This window comes from Mixta intestinalis, assembly GCF_009914055.1.
Taxonomy (GTDB): domain Bacteria; phylum Pseudomonadota; class Gammaproteobacteria; order Enterobacterales; family Enterobacteriaceae; genus Mixta; species Mixta intestinalis.
In genome coordinates, this window is sequence record NZ_CP028271.1 from 4,077,486 (window position 1) to 4,100,450 (window position 22,965).

24 protein-coding genes are annotated in these 22,965 nt (G+C 54.8%); 18 read left to right on the forward strand and 6 right to left on the reverse strand.

Going from position 1 to position 22,965, the window contains the following annotated elements; translation table 11 throughout:
- Positions 1-329 precede the first annotated feature (329 nt).
- The 4 genes from iolD (at position 330) to iolE (ending at position 5,303) form a co-directional block, all read left to right on the forward strand.
- Positions 330-2,270 carry a 3D-(3,5/4)-trihydroxycyclohexane-1,2-dione acylhydrolase (decyclizing) gene (gene iolD, locus C7M51_RS18840; RefSeq protein WP_160623066.1) on the forward strand — a complete coding sequence of 647 codons (1,941 nt, stop codon included), beginning with the start codon at positions 330-332 and terminating at the stop codon, positions 2,268-2,270.
- A 94-nt stretch (positions 2,271-2,364) separates the two neighbouring features.
- Positions 2,365-3,381 carry a bifunctional inositol 2-dehydrogenase/D-chiro-inositol 1-dehydrogenase gene (iolG, locus tag C7M51_RS18845; RefSeq protein ID WP_160623067.1) on the forward strand — a complete coding sequence of 339 codons (1,017 nt, stop codon included), beginning with the start codon at positions 2,365-2,367 and terminating at the stop codon, positions 3,379-3,381.
- Positions 3,382-3,448: 67 nt separating this feature from the next.
- Positions 3,449-4,333 carry a sugar phosphate isomerase/epimerase family protein gene (locus tag C7M51_RS18850; protein ID WP_141176357.1) on the forward strand — a complete coding sequence of 295 codons (885 nt, stop codon included), beginning with the start codon at positions 3,449-3,451 and terminating at the stop codon, positions 4,331-4,333.
- 73 nt (positions 4,334-4,406) lie between these two features.
- Positions 4,407-5,303 carry a myo-inosose-2 dehydratase gene (gene iolE, locus C7M51_RS18855; protein WP_160623068.1) on the forward strand — a complete coding sequence of 299 codons (897 nt, stop codon included), beginning with the start codon at positions 4,407-4,409 and terminating at the stop codon, positions 5,301-5,303.
- Positions 5,304-5,440: 137 nt separating this feature from the next.
- Here iolE and C7M51_RS18860 read toward each other — a convergent pair whose 3' ends face one another.
- On the reverse strand, positions 5,441-5,998 hold the full coding sequence (locus C7M51_RS18860) for a DcrB family lipoprotein (RefSeq protein ID WP_160623069.1): 558 nt from the start codon (positions 5,996-5,998) through the stop codon (positions 5,441-5,443).
- A gap of 123 nt (positions 5,999-6,121) precedes the next feature.
- Complete coding sequence (locus tag C7M51_RS18865; protein ID WP_160623070.1) at positions 6,122-6,787, reverse strand: 7-cyano-7-deazaguanine/7-aminomethyl-7-deazaguanine transporter; 666 nt, start codon at positions 6,785-6,787, stop codon at positions 6,122-6,124.
- Between the two features lie 257 nt (positions 6,788-7,044).
- Between C7M51_RS18865 and tusA the strand changes: the two genes are divergently transcribed.
- Positions 7,045-7,293 carry a sulfurtransferase TusA gene (gene tusA / locus C7M51_RS18870; RefSeq protein ID WP_160623071.1) on the forward strand — a complete coding sequence of 83 codons (249 nt, stop codon included), beginning with the start codon at positions 7,045-7,047 and terminating at the stop codon, positions 7,291-7,293.
- A 3-nt stretch (positions 7,294-7,296) separates the two neighbouring features.
- Here the strand turns inward: tusA and C7M51_RS18875 are convergent, their stop codons facing one another.
- Complete coding sequence (locus C7M51_RS18875; RefSeq protein WP_160623072.1) at positions 7,297-7,926, reverse strand: lysoplasmalogenase; 630 nt, start codon at positions 7,924-7,926, stop codon at positions 7,297-7,299.
- Positions 7,927-8,114: 188 nt separating this feature from the next.
- Between C7M51_RS18875 and C7M51_RS18880 the strand changes: the two genes are divergently transcribed.
- Positions 8,115-8,474: a DUF2500 domain-containing protein gene (locus C7M51_RS18880; protein WP_160623073.1), complete on the forward strand. Its 360-nt coding sequence runs from the start codon at positions 8,115-8,117 to the stop codon at positions 8,472-8,474.
- Positions 8,475-8,478: 4 nt separating this feature from the next.
- On the opposite strand, the gene C7M51_RS18885 is transcribed toward C7M51_RS18880, so the two are convergent.
- Positions 8,479-8,748 (reverse strand): DUF1145 family protein, encoded by a 270-nt coding sequence (locus C7M51_RS18885; RefSeq protein WP_160623074.1) that lies wholly within the window; start codon positions 8,746-8,748, stop codon positions 8,479-8,481.
- Positions 8,738-9,340, reverse strand: coding sequence for a 16S rRNA (guanine(966)-N(2))-methyltransferase (gene rsmD, locus C7M51_RS18890; RefSeq protein WP_160623075.1), 603 nt, complete (start codon positions 9,338-9,340; stop codon positions 8,738-8,740). The genes C7M51_RS18885 and rsmD overlap by 11 nt, the downstream gene beginning before the upstream one ends.
- 187 nt (positions 9,341-9,527) lie before the next feature.
- Between rsmD and ftsY the strand changes: the two genes are divergently transcribed.
- From ftsY to rpoH, 4 genes are all read left to right on the forward strand, one after another.
- Positions 9,528-11,006 (forward strand): signal recognition particle-docking protein FtsY, encoded by a 1,479-nt coding sequence (gene ftsY / locus C7M51_RS18895; protein WP_160623076.1) that lies wholly within the window; start codon positions 9,528-9,530, stop codon positions 11,004-11,006.
- A 5-nt stretch (positions 11,007-11,011) separates the two neighbouring features.
- Positions 11,012-11,677: a cell division ATP-binding protein FtsE gene (gene ftsE / locus C7M51_RS18900; protein WP_160623077.1), complete on the forward strand. Its 666-nt coding sequence runs from the start codon at positions 11,012-11,014 to the stop codon at positions 11,675-11,677.
- A complete protein-coding gene (gene ftsX, locus C7M51_RS18905; RefSeq protein ID WP_160623078.1) occupies positions 11,670-12,656 on the forward strand; it encodes a permease-like cell division protein FtsX in 987 nt (328 codons plus the stop codon). Before ftsE ends, ftsX begins: the two co-directional genes overlap by 8 nt.
- A gap of 258 nt (positions 12,657-12,914) precedes the next feature.
- Complete coding sequence (rpoH, locus tag C7M51_RS18910) at positions 12,915-13,772, forward strand: RNA polymerase sigma factor RpoH (RefSeq protein WP_160623079.1); 858 nt, start codon at positions 12,915-12,917, stop codon at positions 13,770-13,772.
- A 137-nt stretch (positions 13,773-13,909) separates the two neighbouring features.
- Here the strand turns inward: rpoH and panM are convergent, their stop codons facing one another.
- The gene (gene panM, locus C7M51_RS18915) at positions 13,910-14,305 is read right to left on the reverse strand and encodes an aspartate 1-decarboxylase autocleavage activator PanM (RefSeq protein WP_160623080.1); all 396 of its coding nucleotides are present in this window, start codon (positions 14,303-14,305) and stop codon (positions 13,910-13,912) included.
- Between the two features lie 400 nt (positions 14,306-14,705).
- On the opposite strand from panM, the gene C7M51_RS18920 reads away from it, so the two are divergent.
- The 8 genes from C7M51_RS18920 to ugpE all read left to right on the forward strand — a co-directional run bounded on the left by C7M51_RS18920 (position 14,706) and on the right by ugpE (position 22,962).
- Positions 14,706-15,821: a branched-chain amino acid ABC transporter substrate-binding protein gene (locus C7M51_RS18920; RefSeq protein ID WP_160623081.1), complete on the forward strand. Its 1,116-nt coding sequence runs from the start codon at positions 14,706-14,708 to the stop codon at positions 15,819-15,821.
- A 134-nt stretch (positions 15,822-15,955) separates the two neighbouring features.
- Complete coding sequence (livH, locus tag C7M51_RS18925; protein ID WP_160623082.1) at positions 15,956-16,882, forward strand: high-affinity branched-chain amino acid ABC transporter permease LivH; 927 nt, start codon at positions 15,956-15,958, stop codon at positions 16,880-16,882.
- Complete coding sequence (locus C7M51_RS18930; RefSeq protein WP_160623083.1) at positions 16,879-18,153, forward strand: high-affinity branched-chain amino acid ABC transporter permease LivM; 1,275 nt, start codon at positions 16,879-16,881, stop codon at positions 18,151-18,153. The genes livH and C7M51_RS18930 overlap by 4 nt, the downstream gene beginning before the upstream one ends.
- The gene (gene livG / locus C7M51_RS18935) at positions 18,150-18,917 is read left to right on the forward strand and encodes a high-affinity branched-chain amino acid ABC transporter ATP-binding protein LivG (RefSeq protein ID WP_160623084.1); all 768 of its coding nucleotides are present in this window, start codon (positions 18,150-18,152) and stop codon (positions 18,915-18,917) included. Before C7M51_RS18930 ends, livG begins: the two co-directional genes overlap by 4 nt.
- A gap of 1 nt (position 18,918) precedes the next feature.
- Positions 18,919-19,632, forward strand: coding sequence for a high-affinity branched-chain amino acid ABC transporter ATP-binding protein LivF (gene livF / locus C7M51_RS18940; protein ID WP_160623085.1), 714 nt, complete (start codon positions 18,919-18,921; stop codon positions 19,630-19,632).
- 211 nt (positions 19,633-19,843) lie between these two features.
- On the forward strand, positions 19,844-21,163 hold the full coding sequence (ugpB, locus tag C7M51_RS18945) for a sn-glycerol-3-phosphate ABC transporter substrate-binding protein UgpB (protein ID WP_160623086.1): 1,320 nt from the start codon (positions 19,844-19,846) through the stop codon (positions 21,161-21,163).
- 69 nt (positions 21,164-21,232) lie between these two features.
- On the forward strand, positions 21,233-22,120 hold the full coding sequence (gene ugpA, locus C7M51_RS18950; RefSeq protein WP_160623087.1) for a sn-glycerol-3-phosphate ABC transporter permease UgpA: 888 nt from the start codon (positions 21,233-21,235) through the stop codon (positions 22,118-22,120).
- Positions 22,117-22,962 (forward strand): sn-glycerol-3-phosphate ABC transporter permease UgpE, encoded by an 846-nt coding sequence (gene ugpE / locus C7M51_RS18955; protein ID WP_160623088.1) that lies wholly within the window; start codon positions 22,117-22,119, stop codon positions 22,960-22,962. Before ugpA ends, ugpE begins: the two co-directional genes overlap by 4 nt.
- The last annotated feature ends 3 nt before the right edge of the window (positions 22,963-22,965 follow it).

Sequence of the window (22,965 nt, forward strand, 5' to 3'; positions counted from 1 at the left end):
CTACAGAAGGCACCTTTTGCTATGCTTTTTGAAGAAGTTAGCCCGTCAATCAAAATGAAATAGAATATTTGTTTTTATCGATTCTCCACGCCGCTGTTCCACTTCTTCCGGCGGCCAGGCCGCTTTCCACGCTGGTTAAACCGATTATTTGATCTCTCTCGCAAAATGAAATGTTTCTTCTGTAATCGTGTTTTATGAAAAAATTATTTGTTTATAATCGCCTCACGTTTCACTTACTGACCGTCGGCAAAGGCTCTTCTCTGTCCGCCGACATAGGCGATTGCGGTGCGCTCTGTTTTAGCGGAACGCCACGGGTAAAGGATGAACAAATGGGCACGATCAGATTAACCACGGCGCAGGCGCTGGTGAAGTTTCTCGATAATCAGTACCTGTCCGTTGATGGGGTTGAAACGAAATTTGTTAAAGGCATCTTCGCTATTTTCGGTCACGGTAACGTGCTGGGGCTTGGCCAGGCGCTGGAACAGGATAGCGGCGATCTGGTTGTGCATCAGGGACGTAATGAGCAGGGAATGGCACATGCCGCCATCGGCTACGCTAAGCAGAAGCTGCGTCGTGAGATCATCGCCTGTACTTCCTCGGTCGGCCCCGGCGCGGCGAATATGATTACCGCCGCCGCTACCGCAACGGCTAACCGCATTCCCTTACTACTGCTGCCGGGCGACGTCTTTGCTACGCGTCAGCCCGATCCGGTATTACAGCAGATTGAACAGAGTCACGATCTTAGCCTGAGCACGAACGATGCGTTTCGCGCCGTCAGTAAATATTGGGATCGTATAAACCGCCCGGAACAGCTGATGACCGCCTGTATTAGCGCAATGCGCGTGCTGACCGATCCGGCAGAAACCGGCGCGGTAACGCTGTCGCTGCCGCAGGATGTGCAGGGGGAGGCGTGGGACTTCCCGGATTATTTCTTCCAGAAACGCGTGCATCGTCTGGATCGCCGTTTGCCCACCGAGACGCAGTTACAGGATGCGCTGGCGCTGCTGGTGCGTAAACGCAAGCCGCTTATCATCTGTGGCGGCGGAGTGAAATATTCCGGGGCTGCTGAGGCGCTGCGACAGTTTGCCGAACGCTTTCAGATTCCTTTTGCCGAAACCCAGGCGGGCAAAGGCGCACTGGTTTCCGATCATCCGCTCAACGTTGGCGGCGTCGGTGAAACCGGCTGTCTGGCCGCTAACCTGCTGGCGAAAGAGGCCGATCTGGTGATTGGCGTCGGCACGCGCTACACCGATTTCACTACCGCGTCGAAATGGATATTCCAGCATCCGGAAGTCAGCTTTCTCAATATTAACGTCAGCAGCTTTGATGCTTACAAGCTGGATGGTGTTCAGGTAGTAGCCGATGCGCGCGAAGCGCTGAACGCCCTGAGCGAAGGCCTGGCAGATCGGACGTTCCACAGCGAGTGGGGCGAGCAAATTGAGCAGGCACAGAGCAAGCTGTTAAAAGAAACGCAGCGCGTTTATCAGGCGGCCTGGAGCGAAGAAAATTTTGTACCAGAAATCGATGACAGTATCGATCGCGAAGCGTTGTTTGCCGAGTTTAATCGGCTGACCGGCTCCTTTCTGACGCAAAGTAGCGTACTGGGTACGCTAAACGAACAGCTGCCGCAGGATGCCATTATCGTCGCCGCTGCCGGTAGCCTGCCGGGCGATTTACAGCGCGTCTGGCGTACAAAAGCCGCAGGCGGCTATCACGTTGAGTATGGCTACTCCTGCATGGGCTATGAAATCAACGCCGCGCTTGGCGTTAAGCTGGCCGAACCGCAGCGGGAAGTCTATGCACTGCTCGGCGATGGTTCTTTTATGATGCTGCACTCTGAGCTCATCACCTCTATCCAGGAAGGCGCCAGGATCAATGTCGTGCTGTTCGACAACATGACCAACGGCTGCATCAATAACCTGCAGCTGGAGCACGGCATGGATAGCTTCACCACCGAATTCCGTTTCCGCAATGGAGAAAGCGGCAAGCTGGACGGCGGCTTTATTCCGGTTGATTTCGCCGCGATTGCCGCAGGCTACGGCTGCAAGACCTGGCGTGTTACCACGCTGGAAGAGTTAAGCCAGGCGCTGGAAGCCGCACGCAAAGAGACCGTATCTACTCTGATCGATGTAAAAGTGCTGCCAAAAACTATGGTGCACAAATATTTCAGCTGGTGGCACGTTGGTGGCGCTCAGGTTTCGACCTCTGAACGCATCAATGCCGTCGCCAAAATGCTGAAAGAGCATGTCGATCGGGCAAGAAAGTACTGATTATTAAATTTTTTATCTAAGCATCTACCCTGACAGCGGGCATCGTCAGCAGTGCTGGCGGGTTCGCGCTTACCCTGAATTCTGGAGACATATTATGACTCTGAAACTTGGCGTTATCGGCACCGGCGCAATCGGGCAGGAACATATTCGTCGCTGCACTAAAGTATTACAGGGCGCCACCGTTGTGGCGGTTTCCGATATTAACGTTGAAGGCGCAAGAGCCGCGCTGTCGCGCCTGGGCTTGCAGGCAGAAGTATATGCCGATGGTCACGACGTGATTAAGTCATCTGACGTTGATGCGTTGCTGATCACCTCGTGGGACCCGACGCATGAAGAGTACACCCTGGCGGCGATCGCCGCAGGCAAACCGGTATTTTGTGAAAAACCGCTGGCGATGACGGCAGCAGGCTGCCGCCGCGTAGTCGATGCGGAAATAAAATTTGGTAAGCGTCTGGTTCAGGTCGGTTTTATGCGCCCTTACGATACCGGCTATCGTGCGCTGAAAAAAGTCATTACCGATGGCACTATCGGTGAGCCGCTGATGCTGCACTGCGCGCATCGTAACCCGGCAGTACCGGAAAGCTATACCACCGATATGGCTATCACCAGTACCCTGATCCATGAGCTGGACGTGCTGCGCTGGCTGACCAATGACGATTATAAAACCGTACAGGTGGTGTTCCCGCGCGTCACGTCGAAAAGCCATTCCCGCCTGAAAGATCCGCAGATCGTACTGTTTGAAACGCAGAAGGGTATCCGCATTGATGTGGAAATCTTTGTTAACTGTGCCTACGGCTATGACATCCAGTGTGAAGTCGTTGGTGAGGAAGGGGTAGCCAGGCTGCCGGAACCTTCAGCGGTGCAGATGCGCCGCAGCGCGCAGCTTTCTACCTCCATCCTTACCGACTGGAAAGATCGCTTTATCGATGCGTATGACGTTGAGCTACAGGCCTTTATCAATGACGTAAGCAAAGGCTCGCTGACCGGCCCGTCAGCCTGGGATGGCTATGCCGCTTCGGTTGCTGCCGATGCCTGCCTGAAAGCGCAGAACAGCGGCGCGATTGAGCAGGTTGAGCTGCCGCCGCGTCCGGCTTTCTACGATAAAGCTTAATTCCCGTCCTCCTCCCGTGCAGGCGGGAGGAGCGCGCACCTTGCACTGAGCAATCAGGGAGAACGTTATGAAGATCGCTTTCGATGTGGATGTCATCAGAGATTTAGGCATCACGAAGATGGTTCATCAGGTCGCTGACTGGGGCTATAAGTACATTGAACAGTCGCCGCACCCGCAGATTAACCCCTTCTATAAGCACCCGAAAGCTGGCCGGGAGATCATGACGGAGTATAAAAACGCGCTGAAAGCAACCGGCGTGGAAATTTCCTCCTTTATCGTGGTTTACCGCTGGTCAGGCCCGGATGAGCTACGCCGCCAGGCAGCGGTGAAGAACTGGAAACGCATGATTGAAATTGCGGTGGAAATGGGTGTGCAGGTCATTAACACCGAGCTTTCCGGTAACCCGAACGAGCCGGAGATCTGCGAGGAGATGTTCTACCGTTCAATGGAGGAGCTGCTGCCGATCGTAGAGCGTGAGGGGATTCGCATCGAAATTCAGTCTCATCCCTGGGATTTCTGCGAACTGAATAACGAAACCGCCGATATCGTGAAGTCTTTCCGCAGTGAAAACGTGAAATATGTCTATAGCGTGCCGCACACCTTCTTTTATGACAAAGGCAAAGGCGATGTGAAAAGCATGCTGGAGTACGTGGGCGAGGATCTGTCGCACGTGCTGATCGCCGATACCATGAATCATACCAAACACTGCCGCTATATCGTCAATCCACCGGGCGTAGATGCCGCTGTTCATCAGCATGTCGGCGTTGGAGAAGGGGAAGTGGATTTCACCACCCTGTTTAAGACCCTGCGTGAAATGGATTTTGCTAACCGCACTTACAAAGTGGGTGGCGATGCGATTATTGCCTCGGCGCTGTTTGGCTACCCGGAAAAAATGAAGTATCAGGCGGTAGAGACGCGCGAAATGATCGAACGCGAGCTGCTGGGAAAATAAAAGGGCTGGCTCCGCTGGCTGGAGCCTTTGCGCATGGCGGCGCGCTGCCGCCGTACTGAACAGAGAGTTCACCATGAATAAAGATTACGTGAAGCTGGCGATTGCGCCGATAGGCTGGACCAACGACGATATGCCCGATCTGGGCAAGGAAAACACCTTTCAGCAGACCGTAAGCGAAATGGCGCTGGCGGGCTTCAGCGGGAGTGAAGTAGGCAGCAAGTATCCGCGCGATCCGGCAGTATTGAAGCCAATGCTGGAAATTCGCGGCATCCAGATCTGCAACGCCTGGTTTAGCACTTTCTTCGCCAACGGCGAAAAGGCCAAAACCATCGATGAGTTCGTCAATCATATGAACTTCCTGCATGCTATGGGCGCAAAGGTGATTGGCTGTTCTGAGCAGAGCAAGAGTATTCAGGGCACCTCGCTGGCAATTTTCGATCGGAAACCGATCTTTACCGATGAAGAGTGGCGTTTAACGGCAGAAGGCTATAACGAACTGGCGAAAATTGCGGCGCAGAAAGGTATGCAGGTTTGTCTGCATCATCATATGGGCACCGGCATCCAGACGCCTGCGGAAATTGACCGCTTTATGACCCTGACCAACGATGATGTCTACCTGCTGTACGATACCGGTCACATCTATTATTCAGAGAACAGTCAACAGGCGATGCTGGCGGTGCTGGAAAAATATCTGCCGCGCATCAACCACGTTCATCTGAAAGATGTGCGTGATGAGGTGGTGGCTACCGTGCGTCAGCAAAAACTCTCTTTCCTGGATGGCGTAAAACGCGGCACTTTTACCGTACCTGGCGACGGCGTGATCGATTTTAAACCGGTATTTAAACTGTTGGACGAGGCGGGCTATCGCGGCTGGATGGTGGTTGAAGCTGAACAGGATCCGGCGCTGGCAAATCCCTTTGAATATGCGGTAAAAGCACGCAAATATATTCGTGAAACGGCTGGAATTTAAACCGCTGACCTGACAGAAGAGGGTTCGGCAGGCAGGAATGTCGATTTTTGCGTCTGCTTTTGAGCTAAGACGAGCGCCTTTGTTAAAGGCTGACGCCGCCATGACTGGCGGCGTTATTACTGTCGAAAACGAGGCGCTTATTTCAGCGTAATGCTGTTAATGATGTTCTCAGCGGCGGTTTGTGCCTGCTGTTGGTTATCCGCTGGCAGCGTAATTTGTAGCGTCACCAGTTTTTTTTCTGCCTTAGCCAGCACTACCGAAGACCACGCGGACTGATTATTGGCAGAGATGACCGTATCCAGCTGCTGTGCTGGTTGACCTTTCAGCGTAATTGCCTTGTTAGTCACCACCTGTAGCTGTGGATCGCGGTTGCGCTGCTGCCGTTCCAGGCGCTGAGACAGCACGTCCAGCCCTTCATCCGTATCATCACCTTCAATAACAATAATCGCGCGCTGCCCGCTTTCATCGGCGTAGACATGCATATTGTTCGCCTGGGTGCCAACCTTGCCGCTCTTATCAGACATACCCGCAGGCAGATTAAAGCTGAGCTTGCCATCCATTAAGGTTACCGTCTGCACTGAAGTACTGGCGCTGGTGCCATTATCATCCGCCGCGGCTTTATCGGATTGTTGATCGCAGGCGGCAAGACCGACCACCAGTAAACCTATTCCAAGATATTTCGTAAGTTGACGCATCAGGTTCCCTTTTCTCTATTTGCCTGACCATACAGAACTCAAATACAAACTGAATCAGCGCGTAAAAGCAACCAATCGTAAGTCACGATCTTAGACGCGCTGGCGCATTGTCGCTATTGCCGTTTAGCTGAAATGATAGTCGGGCTGCTGTGAACGCTCTGCCAGACGCTTCAGTGCCGCATTCAGCAGTACGCCGTAAGCAGGCAGGAAGAAAATCATGCAGATCAGAACCTTGAAACTGTAGTCTACCAGCGCGATCTCAACCCAGTGCTGGGCCATAAACGCATCGGGACTCTTATAAAAGGCGATAAAGAAAAAGGCCAGCGTATCGCTGATATTGCCTAAAAACATGGCGCAGCCGGGCGCGATCCACCATTGTGGCAGCTGGCGCAGGCGGTTAAAGACATGCACATCCAGAATCTGACCCAGCGCGTAAGCCATAAAGCTGGCGCAGGCGATGCGTGCGACAAACAGGTTCAGCTGTTGTAACGCCTCAATTCCCTGCCACGCACCGTTATAAAACAGCGCGGAGATGATGTAAGAAATAATCAGCGCGGGCATCATCACCGCCAAAATAATGCGGCGGGCCAGCGGAGCACCAAAAATACGGACGGTGAGATCGGTTGCCAGAAAGATAAACGGAAAGCTAAAAGCGCCCCAGGTGGTATGGAAACCAAACAGAGTAATCGGGAGCTGTACCAGATAGTTGCTGGAGGTGATGATCAGCAGGTGAAACAAAGAGAGCCAGATAAGCGCATGCTTCCGCTGGCGCGGCGTCAAAGCGATCATAATGTACCTTTTTTACGTTGGGGTGAGGGAACCCAGTCTTTATTCAGAGCCTGGCTTAAGCGCTAACGGTTAGCGGGCAGCAAAGCTTTTTGTCACGATAATTGGGGTAAAAGTCTTATCGCGGGCGCATCTTACCGCGTTATCCTCTGTTTGCAACGGTTAGTTTTCACGCAAACGTTAACCTGGCGGGGGGCAGCTTGCGCCATTGACCGTCAGGGGTAAAATAGAGTCCCTGAACCGCTGCCGTTGAGACAATTATGAGCGATCTATTTGCCAATCCCGATCAAACCCTGGATGCGCTGGGCCTGCGCTGTCCTGAGCCGGTGATGATGGTGCGCAAAGCGGTGCGCCACATGCAGGAAGGGGAAACGTTACTGATTATTGCTGACGATCCGGCCACCACGCGCGATATTCCCGGCTTCTGCCGTTTTATGGAGCACACGCTGGTGGCACAGGCGATCGATGAAAAGCCCTACCGCTATCTGCTGCGCAAGGGCGTGGCCTGAGCCTTAAAAGAGCCAGAGCGAGCGGGCAATCATAAAATGCCCGGCAAAATAGCAGGCGGCGACAATTGCATTATCCGCCGTAAAACGCTTGCGGAAGTGGCTGATAAACCAGACCAGATTCGCCAGCGTCAGCAGCGTTGCACCCACAACCAGTGAGAAGCTGTAGTCGGTTGGGCGGAAGTAATAGAGCTCGGCGGCCAGCCAGTTCATAACCAGCGTCATACCGATAAAGGTGCAGACCGGCCAGCGCAACTCCTCCAGCCGCGACCAGATAATCGCTATCCAGACGATGCCAATAATCAGCATGGTTAATGGAATGGGCCAGAAAAAACTCATCGTCATATGGCTGGCGAAATCGATGGTGTAAAGCAGATGGGCCAGGAAGAACGCGCCGAGGGCATACATCATGCGCTGGCGCGGCAGCAGCGTCAGCACATCGCCCGCCATCGTCGCCAGCAGTCCCAGCAGGATGAGATAGTCGCTGGGATTCAGCGTCGGTGCCTGCCAGGCCCACGCCAGCAGCAACAGCAGGGTAACGGGCTTAAACAGCCAGCGTTGCCACTGCGGGCCGCGATAAGTCGCATCGACATACAGCCAGCCGGAAAAAAGTACTGCAAGAAACGACCAAATCATGGAGTTGTCCTTTTTGGAAAAGGGGCGTTGCCAGTATTTGCAGCACAGCCACCGCGTTAACTAACACCGCTATTTTATTAGCAATCCTGCACTGAGTTTAGGTTAGCGGAGGGCAATGTGACAACGGCAGCATGCTGGTTGTATCCTTGGTGCACAGGAAAAGAGCGGAAACGGAGCCTGTTGGCAGAATGAGTAAGCCCCCACTAATTTTTTTAATTGTGTTAGCCATTATTGCTGTGCTGGCCTCACGTCAGTTTATTAAGCAGCGACGCGAGACGGCGCAAAACGACGCGTCGCCGGTGCGCTCGCTGACGGTAGAGGTTAAAGATAAGCGCGACATGCCGGTATCGGATCGGCGTTCACGCCAGCGCGAGGTGATTGCCGGAGAAGAGATGCGCTATGAGGCGCGGTTTCAGCCGCTTAACGGTGCCGCAGAGATCACACTAAAAGTGTCGCCGGCCGCCTGGCAGCAGATGGATAAAGGCGTAAAAGGCGAGCTGAAGGTGCAGGGCACCCGCTTTATCTCTTTTACGCCGCAAAAACCTTAAGGCGTTACTGTTTTGGATAGTGCTTTTTCTGCCAGGCCAGCAGTTCAAAGACGCCGAAGAAAAAGATCTTAATCTGCGTGAGGCGGCTCAGCTTCGCGCTATCCTTCGGCTGCGTCGCCCGTAGCAGTACCAGCTGCAGGCCGTGCATAATCACCATAAAGATCAGCGCAACATCGACAAAATATTTCAGCGGTTTCGGAAAAGGCTGTACCAGATTCAGTAACAGAAAGGCCCATACGAACACCATCATCAAACGCCCCAGATTAAGCCACATCTTTCTGCTCCTGTGCTGTGCCTGTGCGGCGATATAAACGGTATGCCACCTGGCCCGCCACTTTTTCGCGGTGTAGCTGCCAGTTAACCGGTACCGGCGGCGTGCCGTTTTCTACTTCGCTTTCGACATAAATCAGCGCGTCGTCAGCCAGCCAGCCGTTGCTCTCCAGCAGGCGTAGCGTTTCATCCAACAGGCCCTTACGAAAGGGCGGATCGATAAACACTATCTGATAAGCATCGCCCTGCTGCGCCAGCCAGTTCAGAGTGTTGGTCTGAATTACCTGCGCATTGCTGGCTTTCAGGGTTTGCAGATTCCGCATTAACTGCTGCGCAACAGGTTTTTCCAGTTCCAGCATGGTCGCTGATGCGGCGTAGCGCGAGAGCGCCTCAAGGCCGAGCGCACCGCTGCCAGCGAAGCAGTCGAGACAGCGCGCCTGCTGGATTTCAGGTGCCAGCCAGTTAAATAACGTTTCACGAACGCGATCGGTCGTTGGACGTAGTCCGGCACTGTCCGGCACCGGCAGTTTTCGTCCACGCCACTGGCCGCCGATAATGCGGATTTGACCGGCGGCGCTGCGGGGTTTTTTATTCATGCTGCTCACAACTCGTCATAATTTGTTGCGTAGTTTAACGGGCGAAAGCGGTTGAGGAAACGTTAAAAAGGGTGCTGGTGTTGCGCTGGCTGGAAAGTGTTAGACTAATGAATTCTTTATCAGGTTATTTTTTCAGCCCGGCGCGACAGATGCCCGGATGAAAGCCATCGAGGAGTGTAGTCACACAATGGCAAAAGAGAAAAAGCGTGGCTTTTTTTCCTGGCTGGGGTTCGGTCGTGAAGAAACGCCTGCGCAGCCAGAAGAACAAAAAGAGACGTTAACGGAGCAAACGGAAGCCGCTGCGGAAAGCGATGCGTCCACCGCGACGCCGGTATCCGCCGGGCAGCTTGCTGAAGAGATTGTTGCGACAACGGAAGAGGTGGCGCGTCAGGAAGAAGCGCGTTCCACGCCGATTGAAGAAGAAATTCTGCCGGAAGAGAGTGCGCCAGCGGAAGCCGTAGCGCCGGTTGAAGAAGAAATTCTGCCGGAAGAGATTGCGCCAGCGGAAGCCATAGCGCCGGTTGAAGAAGAGAGCGAGTCAGCTAAAGCTGATGAGAAAGATGCGGTTATCGCTGCTGAAGTTGCCGTTGCCGTCGCGCTTTCCGATACGCATCAGCCAGATGCCGTGCTGGAAGAAGAAGCGCCGCTTTCTGATGATGAGCTGACCGCGCTGGCGTTAGCGGAAGAAGCGCCAGAAGAAGCGGTAACGCCAGTCGCTGCGCCCGTTGAGCAGGAACGCCCGACCAAAGAGGGTTTCTTTGCTCGCCTGAAGCGCAGTCTGGTAAAAACGCGCCAGAATCTTGGCTCCGGCTTTGTCAGCCTGTTCCGCGGTAAAAAGATCGACGATGAACTGTTTGAAGAGCTGGAAGAGCAGCTGCTGATTGCCGATGTGGGTGTTGAAACCACACAGCGCATTATCAACAGCCTGACTCAACAGGCGAACCGCAAACAGCTACGTGATGCTGAAGCATTGTATGGCCTGCTGAAAGCGGAAATGGCCAGTATTCTGCATCAGGTTGATGCGCCGCTGGAGGTTGATGGTAAAACGCCGTTTGTCATCCTGATGGTTGGCGTGAACGGCGTCGGGAAAACTACCACCATCGGTAAGCTGGCGCGTCAGTATCAGGCGCAGGGTAAATCGGTCATGCTGGCAGCGGGTGACACCTTCCGTGCCGCCGCGGTTGAGCAGTTGCAGGTATGGGGCGAGCGTAACCATATTCCGGTTGTCGCCCAGCATACCGGTGCCGATTCCGCTTCGGTGATTTTCGATGCGATTCAGGCCGCCAAAGCGCGTGGCGTGGATGTGTTGATCGCTGATACCGCCGGACGTCTGCAAAATAAAGCGCATCTGATGGAAGAGCTGAAGAAAATCGTCCGCGTGATGAAAAAGCTCGATGAGAATGCGCCGCATGAGGTGATGCTGACCATCGATGCCAGCACCGGCCAGAACGCTGTCAGCCAGACTAAACTGTTCCACGAAGCGGTAGGCCTGACCGGGATTACGTTGACTAAGCTGGATGGTACGGCAAAAGGCGGTGTGATCTTCTCAGTGGCGGACCAGTTTAGTATCCCGATTCGCTTTATCGGTGTCGGAGAAGGCATCGATGATTTACGGCCATTTAAGGCCGAAGATTTTATTGAGGCATTGTTTGCCCGAGAGGATTAACCAGGATGATTCGCTTTGAAGAGGTCAGTAAGGCTTATCTCGGCGGTCGGCAAGCGCTACAGGGGGTAGATTTTCATCTGCAACCCGGTGAAATGGCGTTTCTGACCGGTCATTCCGGCGCAGGGAAAAGTACCCTGTTGAAGCTGATTTGCGGCATTGAACGCCCCAGCGCGGGCCATATTTGGTTCAGCGGACACGATATCAGCCGACTGAAAAATAGCGAGGTGCCGTTTCTGCGTCGTCAGATAGGGATGATCTTCCAGGATCACCACTTGCTGATGGATCGGACAGTCTATGACAACGTGGCGATCCCGCTGATCATCGCGGGTGCCAGCGGGGAAGATATTCGTCGCCGCGTTTCCGCCGCGCTGGATAAAGTGGGCCTCCTCGACAAAGCGAAAAGTTTTCCCATTCAGCTGTCAGGCGGTGAGCAACAGCGTGTCGGTATCGCCCGTGCGGTGGTAAACAAACCGGCGGTGCTGCTGGCTGATGAACCAACCGGCAACCTGGATGAGGCGCTGTCGGAAGATATCTTGCGCCTGTTTGAAGAGTTTAACCGCGTCGGCGTAACCGTTCTGATGGCAACGCACGATATGGGGCTGATCGCCCGCCGTAACTATCGCGTGATGCGGCTCAGCCAGGGAAGACTGCACGGAGGCGAACATGGCTAATAAGCGTAATAAACGTGCACCGGCGTCAAAAGCGAAACCGCAGCAGCCGAAAAGCAAGGCGCTGAAGGGCGGCTGGCAGGAGCAGTGGCGCTACGCCTGGCGCGGCACGCTCTCCGATATGTGGCGTCAGCCGCTGGCTACGCTGCTGACGGTGATGGTTATCGCTATCTCACTGACGCTGCCGAGCGTGTGCTATATGGTGTGGAAAAACGTCAGCCAGGCGGCGGAGCAGTGGTATCCCACGCCGCAGCTAACGCTCTATCTGTCGAAAACGCTGGATGACACCGCGGCGGAAAAGGTGGTGGCAACGCTGAAGAAAGAGTCTGGCGTGGCGAAGGTCAATTACCTGTCACGTGAAGAGGCGCTGGGCGAGTTTCGTAACTGGTCCGGCTTTGGCGGCGCGCTGGATATGCTGGAGCAAAATCCATTACCGGCGGTGGTAATCATTACGCCTGAACTGAATTTTCAGAATGAGAAGACGCTGCAAACGCTGCGTGAACGTGTGCAGCATGTCGATGGCGTTGATGACGTGCGTATGGACGATAGCTGGTTTGCTCGTCTGGCGGCGCTGACCGGGCTGGTAGGGCAGGTAGCTACGCTGATTGGCATTCTGATGGTAGTCGCGGTGTTTCTGGTCATCGGCAATAGCGTGCGGCTCAGCATTTTTGCCCGCCGCGATACTATCAACGTACAGAAACTGATCGGCGCTACCGATGGCTTTATTCTACGCCCCTTCCTGTACGGCGGTGCGTTGCTGGGGCTGGGCGGCGCGGTACTGTCGCTAATCCTGTCGGAAGTACTGGTATTACGCCTTGAGTCGGTGGTGGCGCAGGTTGCCAGCGTTTTTGGTACCACCTTCCGTATCAGCGGCCTGTCATGGGATGAGAGCCTGTTGCTACTGCTGCTGTCAGCGATGATTGGCTGGATTGCCGCCTGGTTAGCTACCGTACAACATTTACGTCGTTTTACGCCACAGTAACGTTTTTTTGGTATAATCTTCCTCTGCTGCATGACGTCTGTGCCGCAGAGGAAGCTTCCCGCTTTTATCTTTTCCGGCATCGTCTGACGTCCTATCTTGTGTATAAAATATTCACGCTGTAAATTGAACTTGTGGATAACTTCGCTATCTAATGAAGTAGCACAGATTGCTTTGAGATTTCATGGCGGATTCCTGTATTTTGAGGAATAGCGCAAAAGGAAATCGTGCGGCAATAATGATAATTATGAGAGGGTTTGAATGACCAAAGAAATGCACACTTTAGCTATTGCTCCTCTTGGTAATCTGGAGTCCTACATCCGGGCTGCCAATGCCTGGCCGATGCTGACGGCGGAAGAGGAAAAAGCGCTGGCTGAACGGCTGCATTACCAGGGCGATCTGGATGCGGCTAAAACGCTGATCCTGTCTCACCTCCGCTTTGTTGTTCATATCGCTCGTAACTACGCGGGCTATGGCCTGCCGCAGGCGGATTTGATTCAGGAAGGCAACATCGGCCTGATGAAGGCGGTGCGTCGCTTTAACCCGGAAGTTGGGGTTCGTCTGGTCTCTTTCGCCGTACACTGGATTAAAGCTGAAATTCACGAATACGTGCTGCGTAACTGGCGTATCGTAAAAGTCGCGACTACCAAAGCGCAGCGCAAACTGTTCTTTAACCTGCGTAAAACCAAGCAGCGTCTGGGCTGGTTTAATCAGGATGAAGTGGAGATGGTGGCGCGCGAGCTGGGCGTAAGCAGCAAAGACGTGCGTGAAATGGAATCCCGCATGGCGGCGCAGGATATGACTTTTGACCTGACCTCAGATGATGAGTCAGGCGAAGGCAAAAGCATGGCACCGGTGCTTTATCTACAGGATAAAACCTCTGACTTTGCTGATGGCATTGAAGAGGATAACTGGGAAAACCATGCGGCTGATAAACTCAGCGATGCCTTGCAGGGCCTTGATGAGCGTAGCCAGCATATTATTCGGGCGCGCTGGCTGGACGACGAGAACAAAACCACGCTGCAAGAACTGGCGGATCAATATGGTGTTTCCGCTGAGCGTGTGCGCCAGCTGGAAAAGAACGCGATGAAAAAATTACGGCTGGCGATAGAAGCATAACGCGTCAACGTAACAGAGGGCGGCCAGTGAGCCGCCCTTTTTGTTGGGAAACTTAAACCGCCTCTTATGGAGGTAGCGATCGCACATTGCAGCGTTTTTATCGCGCGCCTTCCGCTCCCCCTTTGGCTACAGTGTCCTCATTCCCTGGTATAAATCCAGCCGTCTGCCTGCGTACGGAAGCCGCAGGCCTGCATAAAGGCGGCGATGATCTGCTGATCGGCCTTGCCGTCATCGGCAATCCATAGCTGCGTCAGCGACGGATTTTGTGCTATCACCTCTTCCAGCAAATAGCTTCCCACCCCGCGACGACGCGTTACCTCGCGTACTTCCAGCTTCTCCAGTCTCCCCTGCGTACCGCGAATGGTTAGTTCAACGGCGGCCAGCAGACGATCGTTAAAGCGCGCAGCGTAGAGCCGATGGTTTTCGTCCAGTTTCCTTTCCAGCTCGCTACATATGACCTCCGGCCAGATTTTGCCGAGATCGATACAATCCTGCTCGCTGAGCTTTTGCAGCCTGATAATAGTCAGTTTCATGAGATAACCCGTCGCCTGGTAAAAGGCATATTGTAGCGAAGCTGTGGCAAAAGGAACCTGTAAGCGGTTCTGTACAAAAACAAAGCGATCTGTTTTTTGCCACCTGCATATTCCACGTAAACAATTATAACTATGCCACTTGCCAGCATAACGCGCTGGCAGAGAGGGGAAAAAGCCACCGTAACTGCCAGAGGATTGTCCTGTTATCACCGTTAGATTTTGCCTTCCTCAGTTGATTTACAGAATAAATCTCCTGTTTAATGAACTGAAAAATAAAGTGTTATTAACAAAATAGATATGTGTTAAAGCTAACTTATTCACATCAAAAGAATTTTGTTTAATAGTCCACCGAAAATAAACATAAGCAAATCACAACAGACACAACAGATGGGGAAGTCGGATGAATATCAGTAAAGGGCGCGTAATGCTGGCAGGATGTGTGGCTTTGGCAATGAGTCATGCAGCGCTGGCGGAAGAGATCAAAGTGGCGATTGTTGGCGCAATGTCTGGCCCGGTCGCGCAGTATGGCGATATGCAGTTCACCGGCGCGACGCAGGCCATCGCCGATATCAATGCCAAAGGCGGCGTAAACGGCAACAAACTGGTGGCGGTAAAATATGATGATGCCTGCGATCCCAAGCAGGCGGTAGCGGTAGCGAACAAAGTGGTGAATGAAGGTATCCGCTACGTTATTGGTCACCTCTGCTCCTCTTCCACACAGCCTGCGTCTGATATTTATGAAGATGAAGGCATATTAATGATCACGCCTGCGGCGACCGCAGCCGATCTGACTTCGCGCGGCTATCAGCTGATTATGCGCACCACCGGCCTCGATTCCGATCAGGGACCAACCGCCGCTAAATATATCCTCGACGTTATTAAACCTCAGCGTATCGCTATCGTGCACGACAAGCAGCAGTATGGCGAAGGCCTGGCTCGCTCGGTGCAGGAGAGCCTGAAAAAAGCCAATGCGCCTGTCGCCCTGTTTGAAGGTATCACCGCTGGCGATAAGGATTTTTCCACGCTGGTGGCGCGTCTGAAAAAAGAAAATATCGATTTTGTTTACTTTGGCGGCTACTACCCGGAGATGGGACAGATCGTGCGTCAGGCTCGCGCGGCTGGCCTGAAGACCCAGTTTATGGGACCGGAAGGTGTGGGTAACGCCTCGCTCTCCAATATCGCCGGTGCGGCCTCCGAAGGCATGCTGGTGACACTGCCAAAACGCTATGACCAGGTTGCCGCTAACCAGCCGATTGTTGATGCTATCAAAGCGAAAAAGCTGGACGCCACCGGGCCGTTCGTCTGGACCACCTATGCGGCACTGCAATCGCTGGCTGCCGGTATCACGCGCAGCAAGAGCGAAGAACCGGCGGATATCGTAAAAAACCTCAAGGAAGGACAGCCGGTGCCAACCGTTATGGGTAACCTGAGCTGGGATCAGAAGGGCGATTTGAAAGGGTTTGAGTTCGGCGTATTTAAATGGCACGCCGACGGCACCTCCACCGCAGTGAAATAACTGACGTTACCGATCGCACGTTATTCAGCAGTCCGGGGCCAGAGTTTTCTGGCCCCAGGCCGCTCCTGCATTTGATAAAGACGGACGTTTTCTCGCTGTAGGCCATGCCGCTCAGCTTTGTTGGGGTTTAAATTATGTCCGAGCAGTTCCTCTATTTTCTACAGCAGTTGCTTAATGGCGTGACCTTAGGCAGCACCTACGCGCTGATCGCCATCGGCTACACCATGGTGTACGGCATTATCGGCATGATTAACTTCGCGCATGGCGAAGTGTATATGATCGGCAGCTATGTCTCTTTTATCGTGATTGCCGCGTTGATGATGGTCGGTATTGATACCAGCTGGCTGCTAATTGGCGTGGGTTTTCTCGCCGCCATCGTGATTGCCAGCGCTTATGGCTGGAGCATTGAGCGCGTCGCCTATAAGCCAGTGCGTTCATCAAAGCGCCTGATTGCGCTGATCTCCGCCATCGGCATGTCCGTTTTCCTGCAAAACTACGTCAGTCTGACGCAGGGCTCGCGCGATCTGGCGCTGCCGGGCCTGGTCAGCGGGCAGCTAACGCTGGGGGAGAGCAACGGCTTTGCCGCTACCATCAGTACGATGCAGGTGGTGATTTGGCTGGTAACGTTCTGTGCCATGCTGGCGCTGACGCTGTTTATCCGTTACTCGCGTATGGGCCGCGCCTGCCGCGCCTGTGCTGAAGATCTGAAAATGGCCAGCCTGCTGGGGATTAATACCGATCGTGTTATCTCGCTGACCTTTGTTATCGGCGCGGCAATGGCGGCGGTGGCGGGCGTACTGCTGGGGCAGTTTTACGGCGTGATCAATCCTTATATAGGCTTTATGGCGGGTATGAAAGCCTTTACCGCTGCGGTGTTGGGCGGCATCGGTAGCATTCCCGGTGCCATGCTGGGCGGCCTGGTATTGGGTATCGCCGAAGCGCTGACCTCTGCCTATCTCAGTACCGAATATAAAGATGTGGTCTCTTTTGCATTGCTGATTGTGGTGCTGCTGGTGATGCCTACCGGCATTCTTGGTCGCCCGGAGGTAGAAAAAGTATGAAGCCCGCCCATCTGGTGAATGCCATTATTTCAGCGCTGATGCTGCTGATTCTGGCCGCGTTCTTTATGGGGCTGCGGCTTAACCTCGACGGCACGCGGCTGGTGGTAGAAAACGCGGGCAGCGTGCGCTGGAACTGGATTGCCGTCGGCTGCGCCGTGGTGTTTATCTTTCAGCTACTGCGCCCGCTGTTTGCCCGCAGCCTGAAGCGTAGCGGCAAGAAAGGCTTTGTACTGCCGAGCTTTGACGGCAGCACGGCAAAGCAGAAGCTGCTAGCGCTGCTGTTTATCGCTGCGGCGGTCATCTGGCCGTTTATCGTTTCACGCGGCACGGTGGATATCGCTACCCTGACGTTGATCTATGTGATGCTTGGCCTGGGGCTGAACGTGGTAGTGGGGTTGTCCGGCCTGCTGGTATTAGGCTACGGCGGCTTCTATGCCATCGGTGCCTACACCTTTGCGCTGCTGAATCACTACTACGGCCTCGGTTTCTGGCAGTGCCTGCCGCTGGCGGGGCTGGTCGCGGCACTGTTTGGCCTGCTGCTGGGCTTCCCGGTATTGCGCCTGCGCGGTGACTATCTGGCTATTGTGACGCTCGGCTTCGGCGAGATCGTGCGTATTCTGCTGCTGAATAATACGGCCTTTACCGGCGGTCCGAACGGTATCAGCCAGATCCCGAAACCGACCTTTTTTGGTCTGGAGTTTAACCGCAGCCCGCGCGACGGCGGCTGGGACACCTTTCATCACTTTTTCGGCCTGAAGTATGACCCCAGCGACCGCATTATTTTCCTCTATCTGGTGGCGCTGTTGCTGGTGGTGCTGACGCTGTTTGTTATCAATCGGCTGCTGCGTATGCCGCTGGGACGCGCCTGGGAAGCGCTGCGCGAAGATGAAATCGCCTGTCGTTCGCTGGGACTTAGCCCAACGCGCATCAAGCTGACCGCCTTTACCATCAGCGCCGCCTTTGCCGGTTTCGCCGGTAGCCTGTTCGCCGCACGTCAGGGCTTTATCAGCCCGGAATCTTTTACCTTTGCTGAGTCGGCGTTTGTGCTGGCGATTGTGGTACTGGGCGGTATGGGATCGCAGCTGGCGGTCATTCTGGCGGCAATATTGCTGGTGGTTTCCCGCGAGCTGATGCGTGATTTAAACGAGTACAGCATGCTGGTGCTGGGCGCGCTGATGGTGCTGATGATGATCTGGCGTCCACAGGGGCTGCTGCCGATGCAGCGCCCGCACCTGAAGCTGAAGCGTAATCAACCGGGGGAGCAGGCATGAATCAGCCCTTACTGGTCGTGAACGGCCTGATGATGCGCTTTGGCGGCCTGCTGGCGGTGAATAACGTGGCGCTTGAGCTGCGTCAGCAGGAGATCGTTTCACTGATTGGCCCGAACGGTGCGGGAAAAACCACCGTCTTTAACTGTCTGACCGGTTTCTATAAGCCGACCGGCGGCACCATTATGCTGCGCGATCGCCAGCTTGCCGGGCTGCCGGGTCAGCAGATTGCCCGTATGGGTATCGTGCGTACTTTCCAGCACGTGCGCCTGTTCCGTGAAATGACGGTGATTGAAAACCTGCTGGTGGCGCAGCATCAGCATCTGAAAAGCGGTCTTTTTTCCGGCCTGCTGAAAACGCCAGCCTTCCGCCGCAGCGAAAGCGAGGCGCTCGATTTTGCCGCCGGCTGGCTACAGCGCGTCGGGCTGCTGGAAATGGCGAACCGTCAGGCGGGTAACCTGGCCTATGGACAACAGCGACGGCTGGAGATCGCCCGCTGTATGGTGACGCGCCCGGAAATCCTGATGCTGGATGAACCTGCGGCGGGCCTTAACCCGAAAGAGACGCACGAGCTGGATGCGCTGATTGCCGAGCTACGCGGCGAGCACAAGGTGTCGGTATTGCTGATTGAGCATGATATGAAGCTGGTGATGGGCATTTCCGATCGGATTTACGTGGTTAATCAGGGAACGCCGCTGGCAAACGGCACGCCGGAAGAGATACGCAACAACCCGGATGTGATCCGCGCCTATTTAGGGGAGGCATAATATGGCGACGCCGATTTTAACGCTCAGCAACGTCAGCGCGCACTACGGCAAGATTCAGGCTCTGCATCAGGTCAGCCTGCATATTCAGCAGGGAGAAATCGTTACGCTGATTGGTGCCAACGGTGCCGGAAAAACCACGCTGCTCGGCACGCTGTGCGGCGAACCGCGTGCGTCCGAAGGAACGGTCACCTTTGACGGTAAAGCGATCACCGACTGGCAAACGGCGCGTATCATGCGCGAGGCGATCGCCATTGTGCCGGAGGGACGGCGGGTGTTTTCACGTATGACGGTGGAGGAAAATCTGGCGATGGGCGGCTTCTTTGCCAGCCGCCAGCAATACCAACAGCGTATCGAACGTGTATACCATCTTTTTCCGCGCCTGCTGGAGCGACGGGTACAGCGTGCCGGTACCATGTCCGGTGGTGAGCAGCAAATGCTGGCTATTGGACGTGCGCTGATGAGCCAGCCGCGCCTGCTGCTGCTGGATGAGCCGTCGCTTGGTCTGGCACCAATCATCATTCAGCAAATTTTCGAGACTATCGAGCAGCTGCGTCAGGAAGGCATGACTATCTTTCTGGTAGAGCAGAACGCTAACCAGGCGCTGAAGCTGGCCGATCGCGGCTACGTGCTGGAAAACGGGCGCGTGGTGCTGGAAGATAGCGGCGATGCGCTGTTGGCGAATGAGGCAGTGCGTAGCGCCTATCTGGGCGCGTAACAAGAGGCTGCCCGGTTGGTGCCGGGCAGCCGCTTTAATCTTTCATACCAGGCGGCGCAGGCCGCCATTTCATCAGGCCAGGCTCTGCAATCTGGCTGTCATTTCTCCGTCATTTAACGGTTATCTTTCCGTCATTTTCCCGTGTCATGTTACTTCGCGAACTGAAAAAAACCTGATTTCGTACAGACCTACAATGTCACAGGAAAATGATATGTCCTCTCTTACGTTTCGTCATACGGCTCTCAGCGTGCTGCTGGGGCTGGCTCTGAGCAGCAACGCCCTGGCCGCGACGGACATTCCGTTCTGGCACTCAATGGAAGGCGAATTAGGTAAAGAAGTGGATTCGCTGGCAGCACGTTTCAACCAGGCTCATCCCGATTACCACATCGTTCCGGTCTACAAAGGCAACTATGAGCAGAGCCTGGCGGCGGGCATCGCTGCGGTTCGTACCGGCAAAGCACCGGCGATTTTACAGGTTTACGAAGTTGGTACCGCCACCATGATGGCTTCGCGCGCTATCAAGCCGGTCTATCAGGTGTTTAACGATGCGGGCATCAGGTTCGACGAGAGCCAGTTTGTGCCAACGGTTGCTGGTTACTACACCGAGGCAAAGAGCGGTCATCTGCTGTCGCAGCCGTTTAACAGTTCCACGCCGGTGCTTTATTACAACAAAGACGCGTTTAAAAAAGCGGGACTCGATCCTGAACAGCCGCCAAAAACCTGGCAGCAGCTGGCAAAAGATACCGCAGCGCTGCGTAAAGCGGGTATCAGGTGCGGCTATGCCAGCGGCTGGCAGGGCTGGATTCAGATTGAAAACTTCAGCGCCTGGCACGGCCTGCCGGTAGCGACGGAAAACAACGGCTTCGGCGGCACCAGCGCGCAGCTGATTTTTAATAAACCGGAGCAGGTGCGCCATATCGCCATGCTGGAAGCAATGAACAAGGAAGGGGATTTCACCTATTTTGGCCGTAAGGATGAATCTACCGAGAAGTTTTATAATGGCGACTGTGCGATGACCACCGCCTCCTCCGGCTCGCTGGCGGATATTCGTCAGCACGCCAAATTCAGTTACGGCGTAGGCATGATGCCTTATGACGAGAGCGTGCCCAACGCGCCGCAAAACGCCATCATCGGCGGTGCCAGCCTGTGGGTAATGCAGGGCAAAGATAACAACACCTATAAAGGTGTCGCGGAGTTCCTGCAATTCCTGACCCAGCCGGAAATTGCCGCCGAATGGCATCAAAAAACCGGCTATCTGCCAGTGACAAAGGCCGCTTATGATTTGACGCGTCAGCAGGGCTACTATGCGCAAAATCCCGGCGCGGATATCGCCACCCGCCAGATGCTGAACAAGCCGCCGCTGCCGTTCACCAGGGGGCTGCGTCTTGGCAATATGCCACAGATCCGCACTATCGTTGATGAAGAGCTGGAGAGCGTCTGGAGCGGCGGTAAAACGCCACAGGCAGCGCTGGATAGCGCCGTACAGCGCGGCAATCTGCTGCTGCGTCGCTTTGAGCAACAGGTGAAATAACCCTGAGTCGGGCGGCGCGAGCGGCCCGGCGCGTTGCTGATTTTTACCAGCCTGCTATGGAATGACTTCATGTCCAGCTCTCGTCCCGTTTTTCATTCGCGCTGGCTGCCGTGGGCGCTGGTGCTGCCTCAATTGCTGATTACGCTGATTTTTTTTATCTGGCCCGCCGGGGAAGCGCTCTGGTATTCGGTGCAAAGCGTCGATCCGTTCGGCTTTTCCAGCACCTTTGTTGGCCTGGAGAATTTCCGCCGCCTGCTGGATGACAGCTATTATCTGGCCTCTTTCTGGACCACGCTGCTGTTCAGCGCGCTGGTGACCGGCTGCGGGCTGATGATTTCGCTGCTGTTCGCCGCGCTGGCGGATTATGTGCTGCGCCTGCGCCGCTTCTATCAGACGTTGCTGCTGCTGCCCTATGCGGTAGCGCCCGCGATCGCGGCGGTGCTGTGGATGTTCCTGTTTAATCCCGGCATCGGCCTGATTAGCCATTTTTTGCATGAGCTGGGCTACAGCTGGAACCATGCGCAGAGCAGCGGTCAGGCGATGTTTCTGGTGGTGCTGGCTTCGGTCTGGCAGCAGATCAGCTATAACTTTCTGTTTTTCTTCGCGGCGTTACAGTCAATTCCGCGCTCGCTGGTAGAGGCTGCCGCCATTGATGGTGCCGGGCCGCTGCGGCGCTTTTTTCATCTCTCGTTGCCGCTGATCGCGCCGGTGAGCTTCTTTTTGCTGGTGGTCAATCTGGTCTACGCCTTTTTCGACACCTTCCCGGTAATCGATGCGGCAACCCAGGGCGGGCCGGTACAGGCAACCACCACGCTGATTTATAAAATCTATCGCGAAGGGTTTGCCGGGCTGGATCTCTCCTCCTCCGCCGCGCAGTCGGTGGTCCTGATGTTGCTGGTAATCATGTTAACGGTGATCCAGTTCCGCTACGTCGAACGTAAGGTGCGTTATCAATGATTGAAAACCGACGCGGGCTGGATATTTTCAGCCACCTGATGCTGACTCTCGGCATCTTAACCATCCTGTTTCCGCTGTGGGTGGCGTTTGTCGCCGCCACGCTGGACAACCAGCAGATTTTTCAGGTGCCGATGACGCTGATCCCCGGCAACCAGCTATGGCATAACCTGCGTGAAATCTGGCTGCATGGCGTCAGCAGCAACAGCGCGCCAATGAGTGTGCTGTTGATCAACAGTACGCTGATGGCGCTGGGCATTACGTGCGGCAAAATCATCGTCTCGATCCTGTCCGCCTTTGCGCTGGTCTGGTTCCGCTTTCCGCTGCGTAACCTGGTGTTCTGGATGATTTTTATCACCCTGATGCTGCCGGTAGAGGTGCGCATCTTCCCAACGGTAGAGGTGGTGGCGAATCTTCAGCTGCTCGACAGCTACAGCGGCTTAACGCTGCCGCTGATGGCGTCGGCAACCGCTACCTTTCTTTTTCGTCAGTTTTTTCTTTCGCTGCCGGATGAGTTGATAGAGGCGGCGCGTATTGACGGCGCGGGGCCGATGCGTTTTTTCCGCGATATCGTACTGCCGCTGTCGCGTACCAATCTGGCGGCGCTGTTCGTGATTACCTTTATCTACGGCTGGAATCAGTACCTCTGGCCTATTTTGATCACCAGCGACGCGCAGATGGGCACGGCGGTAGCCGGGATCCGCAGTATGATCTCTTCCGGCGAAGGCACAACGCAGTGGAATCTGGTGATGGCGGCGATGCTGCTGACGCTGATCCCGCCGATCGTGGTGGTGATGGTAATGCAGCGGGCATTTGTGCGTGGTCTGGTTGAAAGCGAGAAATAAACA

Bases quoted from the DNA above. Each gene is read 5' to 3' on its own strand.
- C7M51_RS18920 (WP_160623081.1), top strand. From the start codon at position 14,706: ATGAATATCAGTAAAGGGCGCGTAATGCTGGCAGGATGTGTGGCTTTG.
- rpoH (WP_160623079.1), top strand. From the start codon at position 12,915: ATGACCAAAGAAATGCACACTTTAGCTATTGCTCCTCTTGGTAATCTG.
- C7M51_RS18875 (WP_160623072.1), bottom strand. From the start codon at position 7,926: ATGATTTGGTCGTTTCTTGCAGTACTTTTTTCCGGCTGGCTGTATGTC.
- livF (WP_160623085.1), top strand. From the start codon at position 18,919: ATGGCGACGCCGATTTTAACGCTCAGCAACGTCAGCGCGCACTACGGC.
- iolE (WP_160623068.1), top strand. From the start codon at position 4,407: ATGAATAAAGATTACGTGAAGCTGGCGATTGCGCCGATAGGCTGGACC.
- C7M51_RS18880 (WP_160623073.1), top strand. From the start codon at position 8,115: ATGAGTAAGCCCCCACTAATTTTTTTAATTGTGTTAGCCATTATTGCT.
- livG (WP_160623084.1), top strand. From the start codon at position 18,150: ATGAATCAGCCCTTACTGGTCGTGAACGGCCTGATGATGCGCTTTGGC.
- C7M51_RS18885 (WP_160623074.1), bottom strand. From the start codon at position 8,748: ATGTGGCTTAATCTGGGGCGTTTGATGATGGTGTTCGTATGGGCCTTT.
- tusA (WP_160623071.1), top strand. From the start codon at position 7,045: ATGAGCGATCTATTTGCCAATCCCGATCAAACCCTGGATGCGCTGGGC.
- iolD (WP_160623066.1), top strand. From the start codon at position 330: ATGGGCACGATCAGATTAACCACGGCGCAGGCGCTGGTGAAGTTTCTC.
- ftsY (WP_160623076.1), top strand. From the start codon at position 9,528: ATGGCAAAAGAGAAAAAGCGTGGCTTTTTTTCCTGGCTGGGGTTCGGT.
- ftsX (WP_160623078.1), top strand. From the start codon at position 11,670: ATGGCTAATAAGCGTAATAAACGTGCACCGGCGTCAAAAGCGAAACCG.
- ugpB (WP_160623086.1), top strand. From the start codon at position 19,844: ATGTCCTCTCTTACGTTTCGTCATACGGCTCTCAGCGTGCTGCTGGGG.
- panM (WP_160623080.1), bottom strand. From the start codon at position 14,305: ATGAAACTGACTATTATCAGGCTGCAAAAGCTCAGCGAGCAGGATTGT.
- C7M51_RS18865 (WP_160623070.1), bottom strand. From the start codon at position 6,787: ATGATCGCTTTGACGCCGCGCCAGCGGAAGCATGCGCTTATCTGGCTC.
- ugpE (WP_160623088.1), top strand. From the start codon at position 22,117: ATGATTGAAAACCGACGCGGGCTGGATATTTTCAGCCACCTGATGCTG.
- C7M51_RS18930 (WP_160623083.1), top strand. From the start codon at position 16,879: ATGAAGCCCGCCCATCTGGTGAATGCCATTATTTCAGCGCTGATGCTG.
- ugpA (WP_160623087.1), top strand. From the start codon at position 21,233: ATGTCCAGCTCTCGTCCCGTTTTTCATTCGCGCTGGCTGCCGTGGGCG.
- C7M51_RS18850 (WP_141176357.1), top strand. From the start codon at position 3,449: ATGAAGATCGCTTTCGATGTGGATGTCATCAGAGATTTAGGCATCACG.
- iolG (WP_160623067.1), top strand. From the start codon at position 2,365: ATGACTCTGAAACTTGGCGTTATCGGCACCGGCGCAATCGGGCAGGAA.
- rsmD (WP_160623075.1), bottom strand. From the start codon at position 9,340: ATGAATAAAAAACCCCGCAGCGCCGCCGGTCAAATCCGCATTATCGGC.
- livH (WP_160623082.1), top strand. From the start codon at position 15,956: ATGTCCGAGCAGTTCCTCTATTTTCTACAGCAGTTGCTTAATGGCGTG.
- ftsE (WP_160623077.1), top strand. From the start codon at position 11,012: ATGATTCGCTTTGAAGAGGTCAGTAAGGCTTATCTCGGCGGTCGGCAA.
- C7M51_RS18860 (WP_160623069.1), bottom strand. From the start codon at position 5,998: ATGCGTCAACTTACGAAATATCTTGGAATAGGTTTACTGGTGGTCGGT.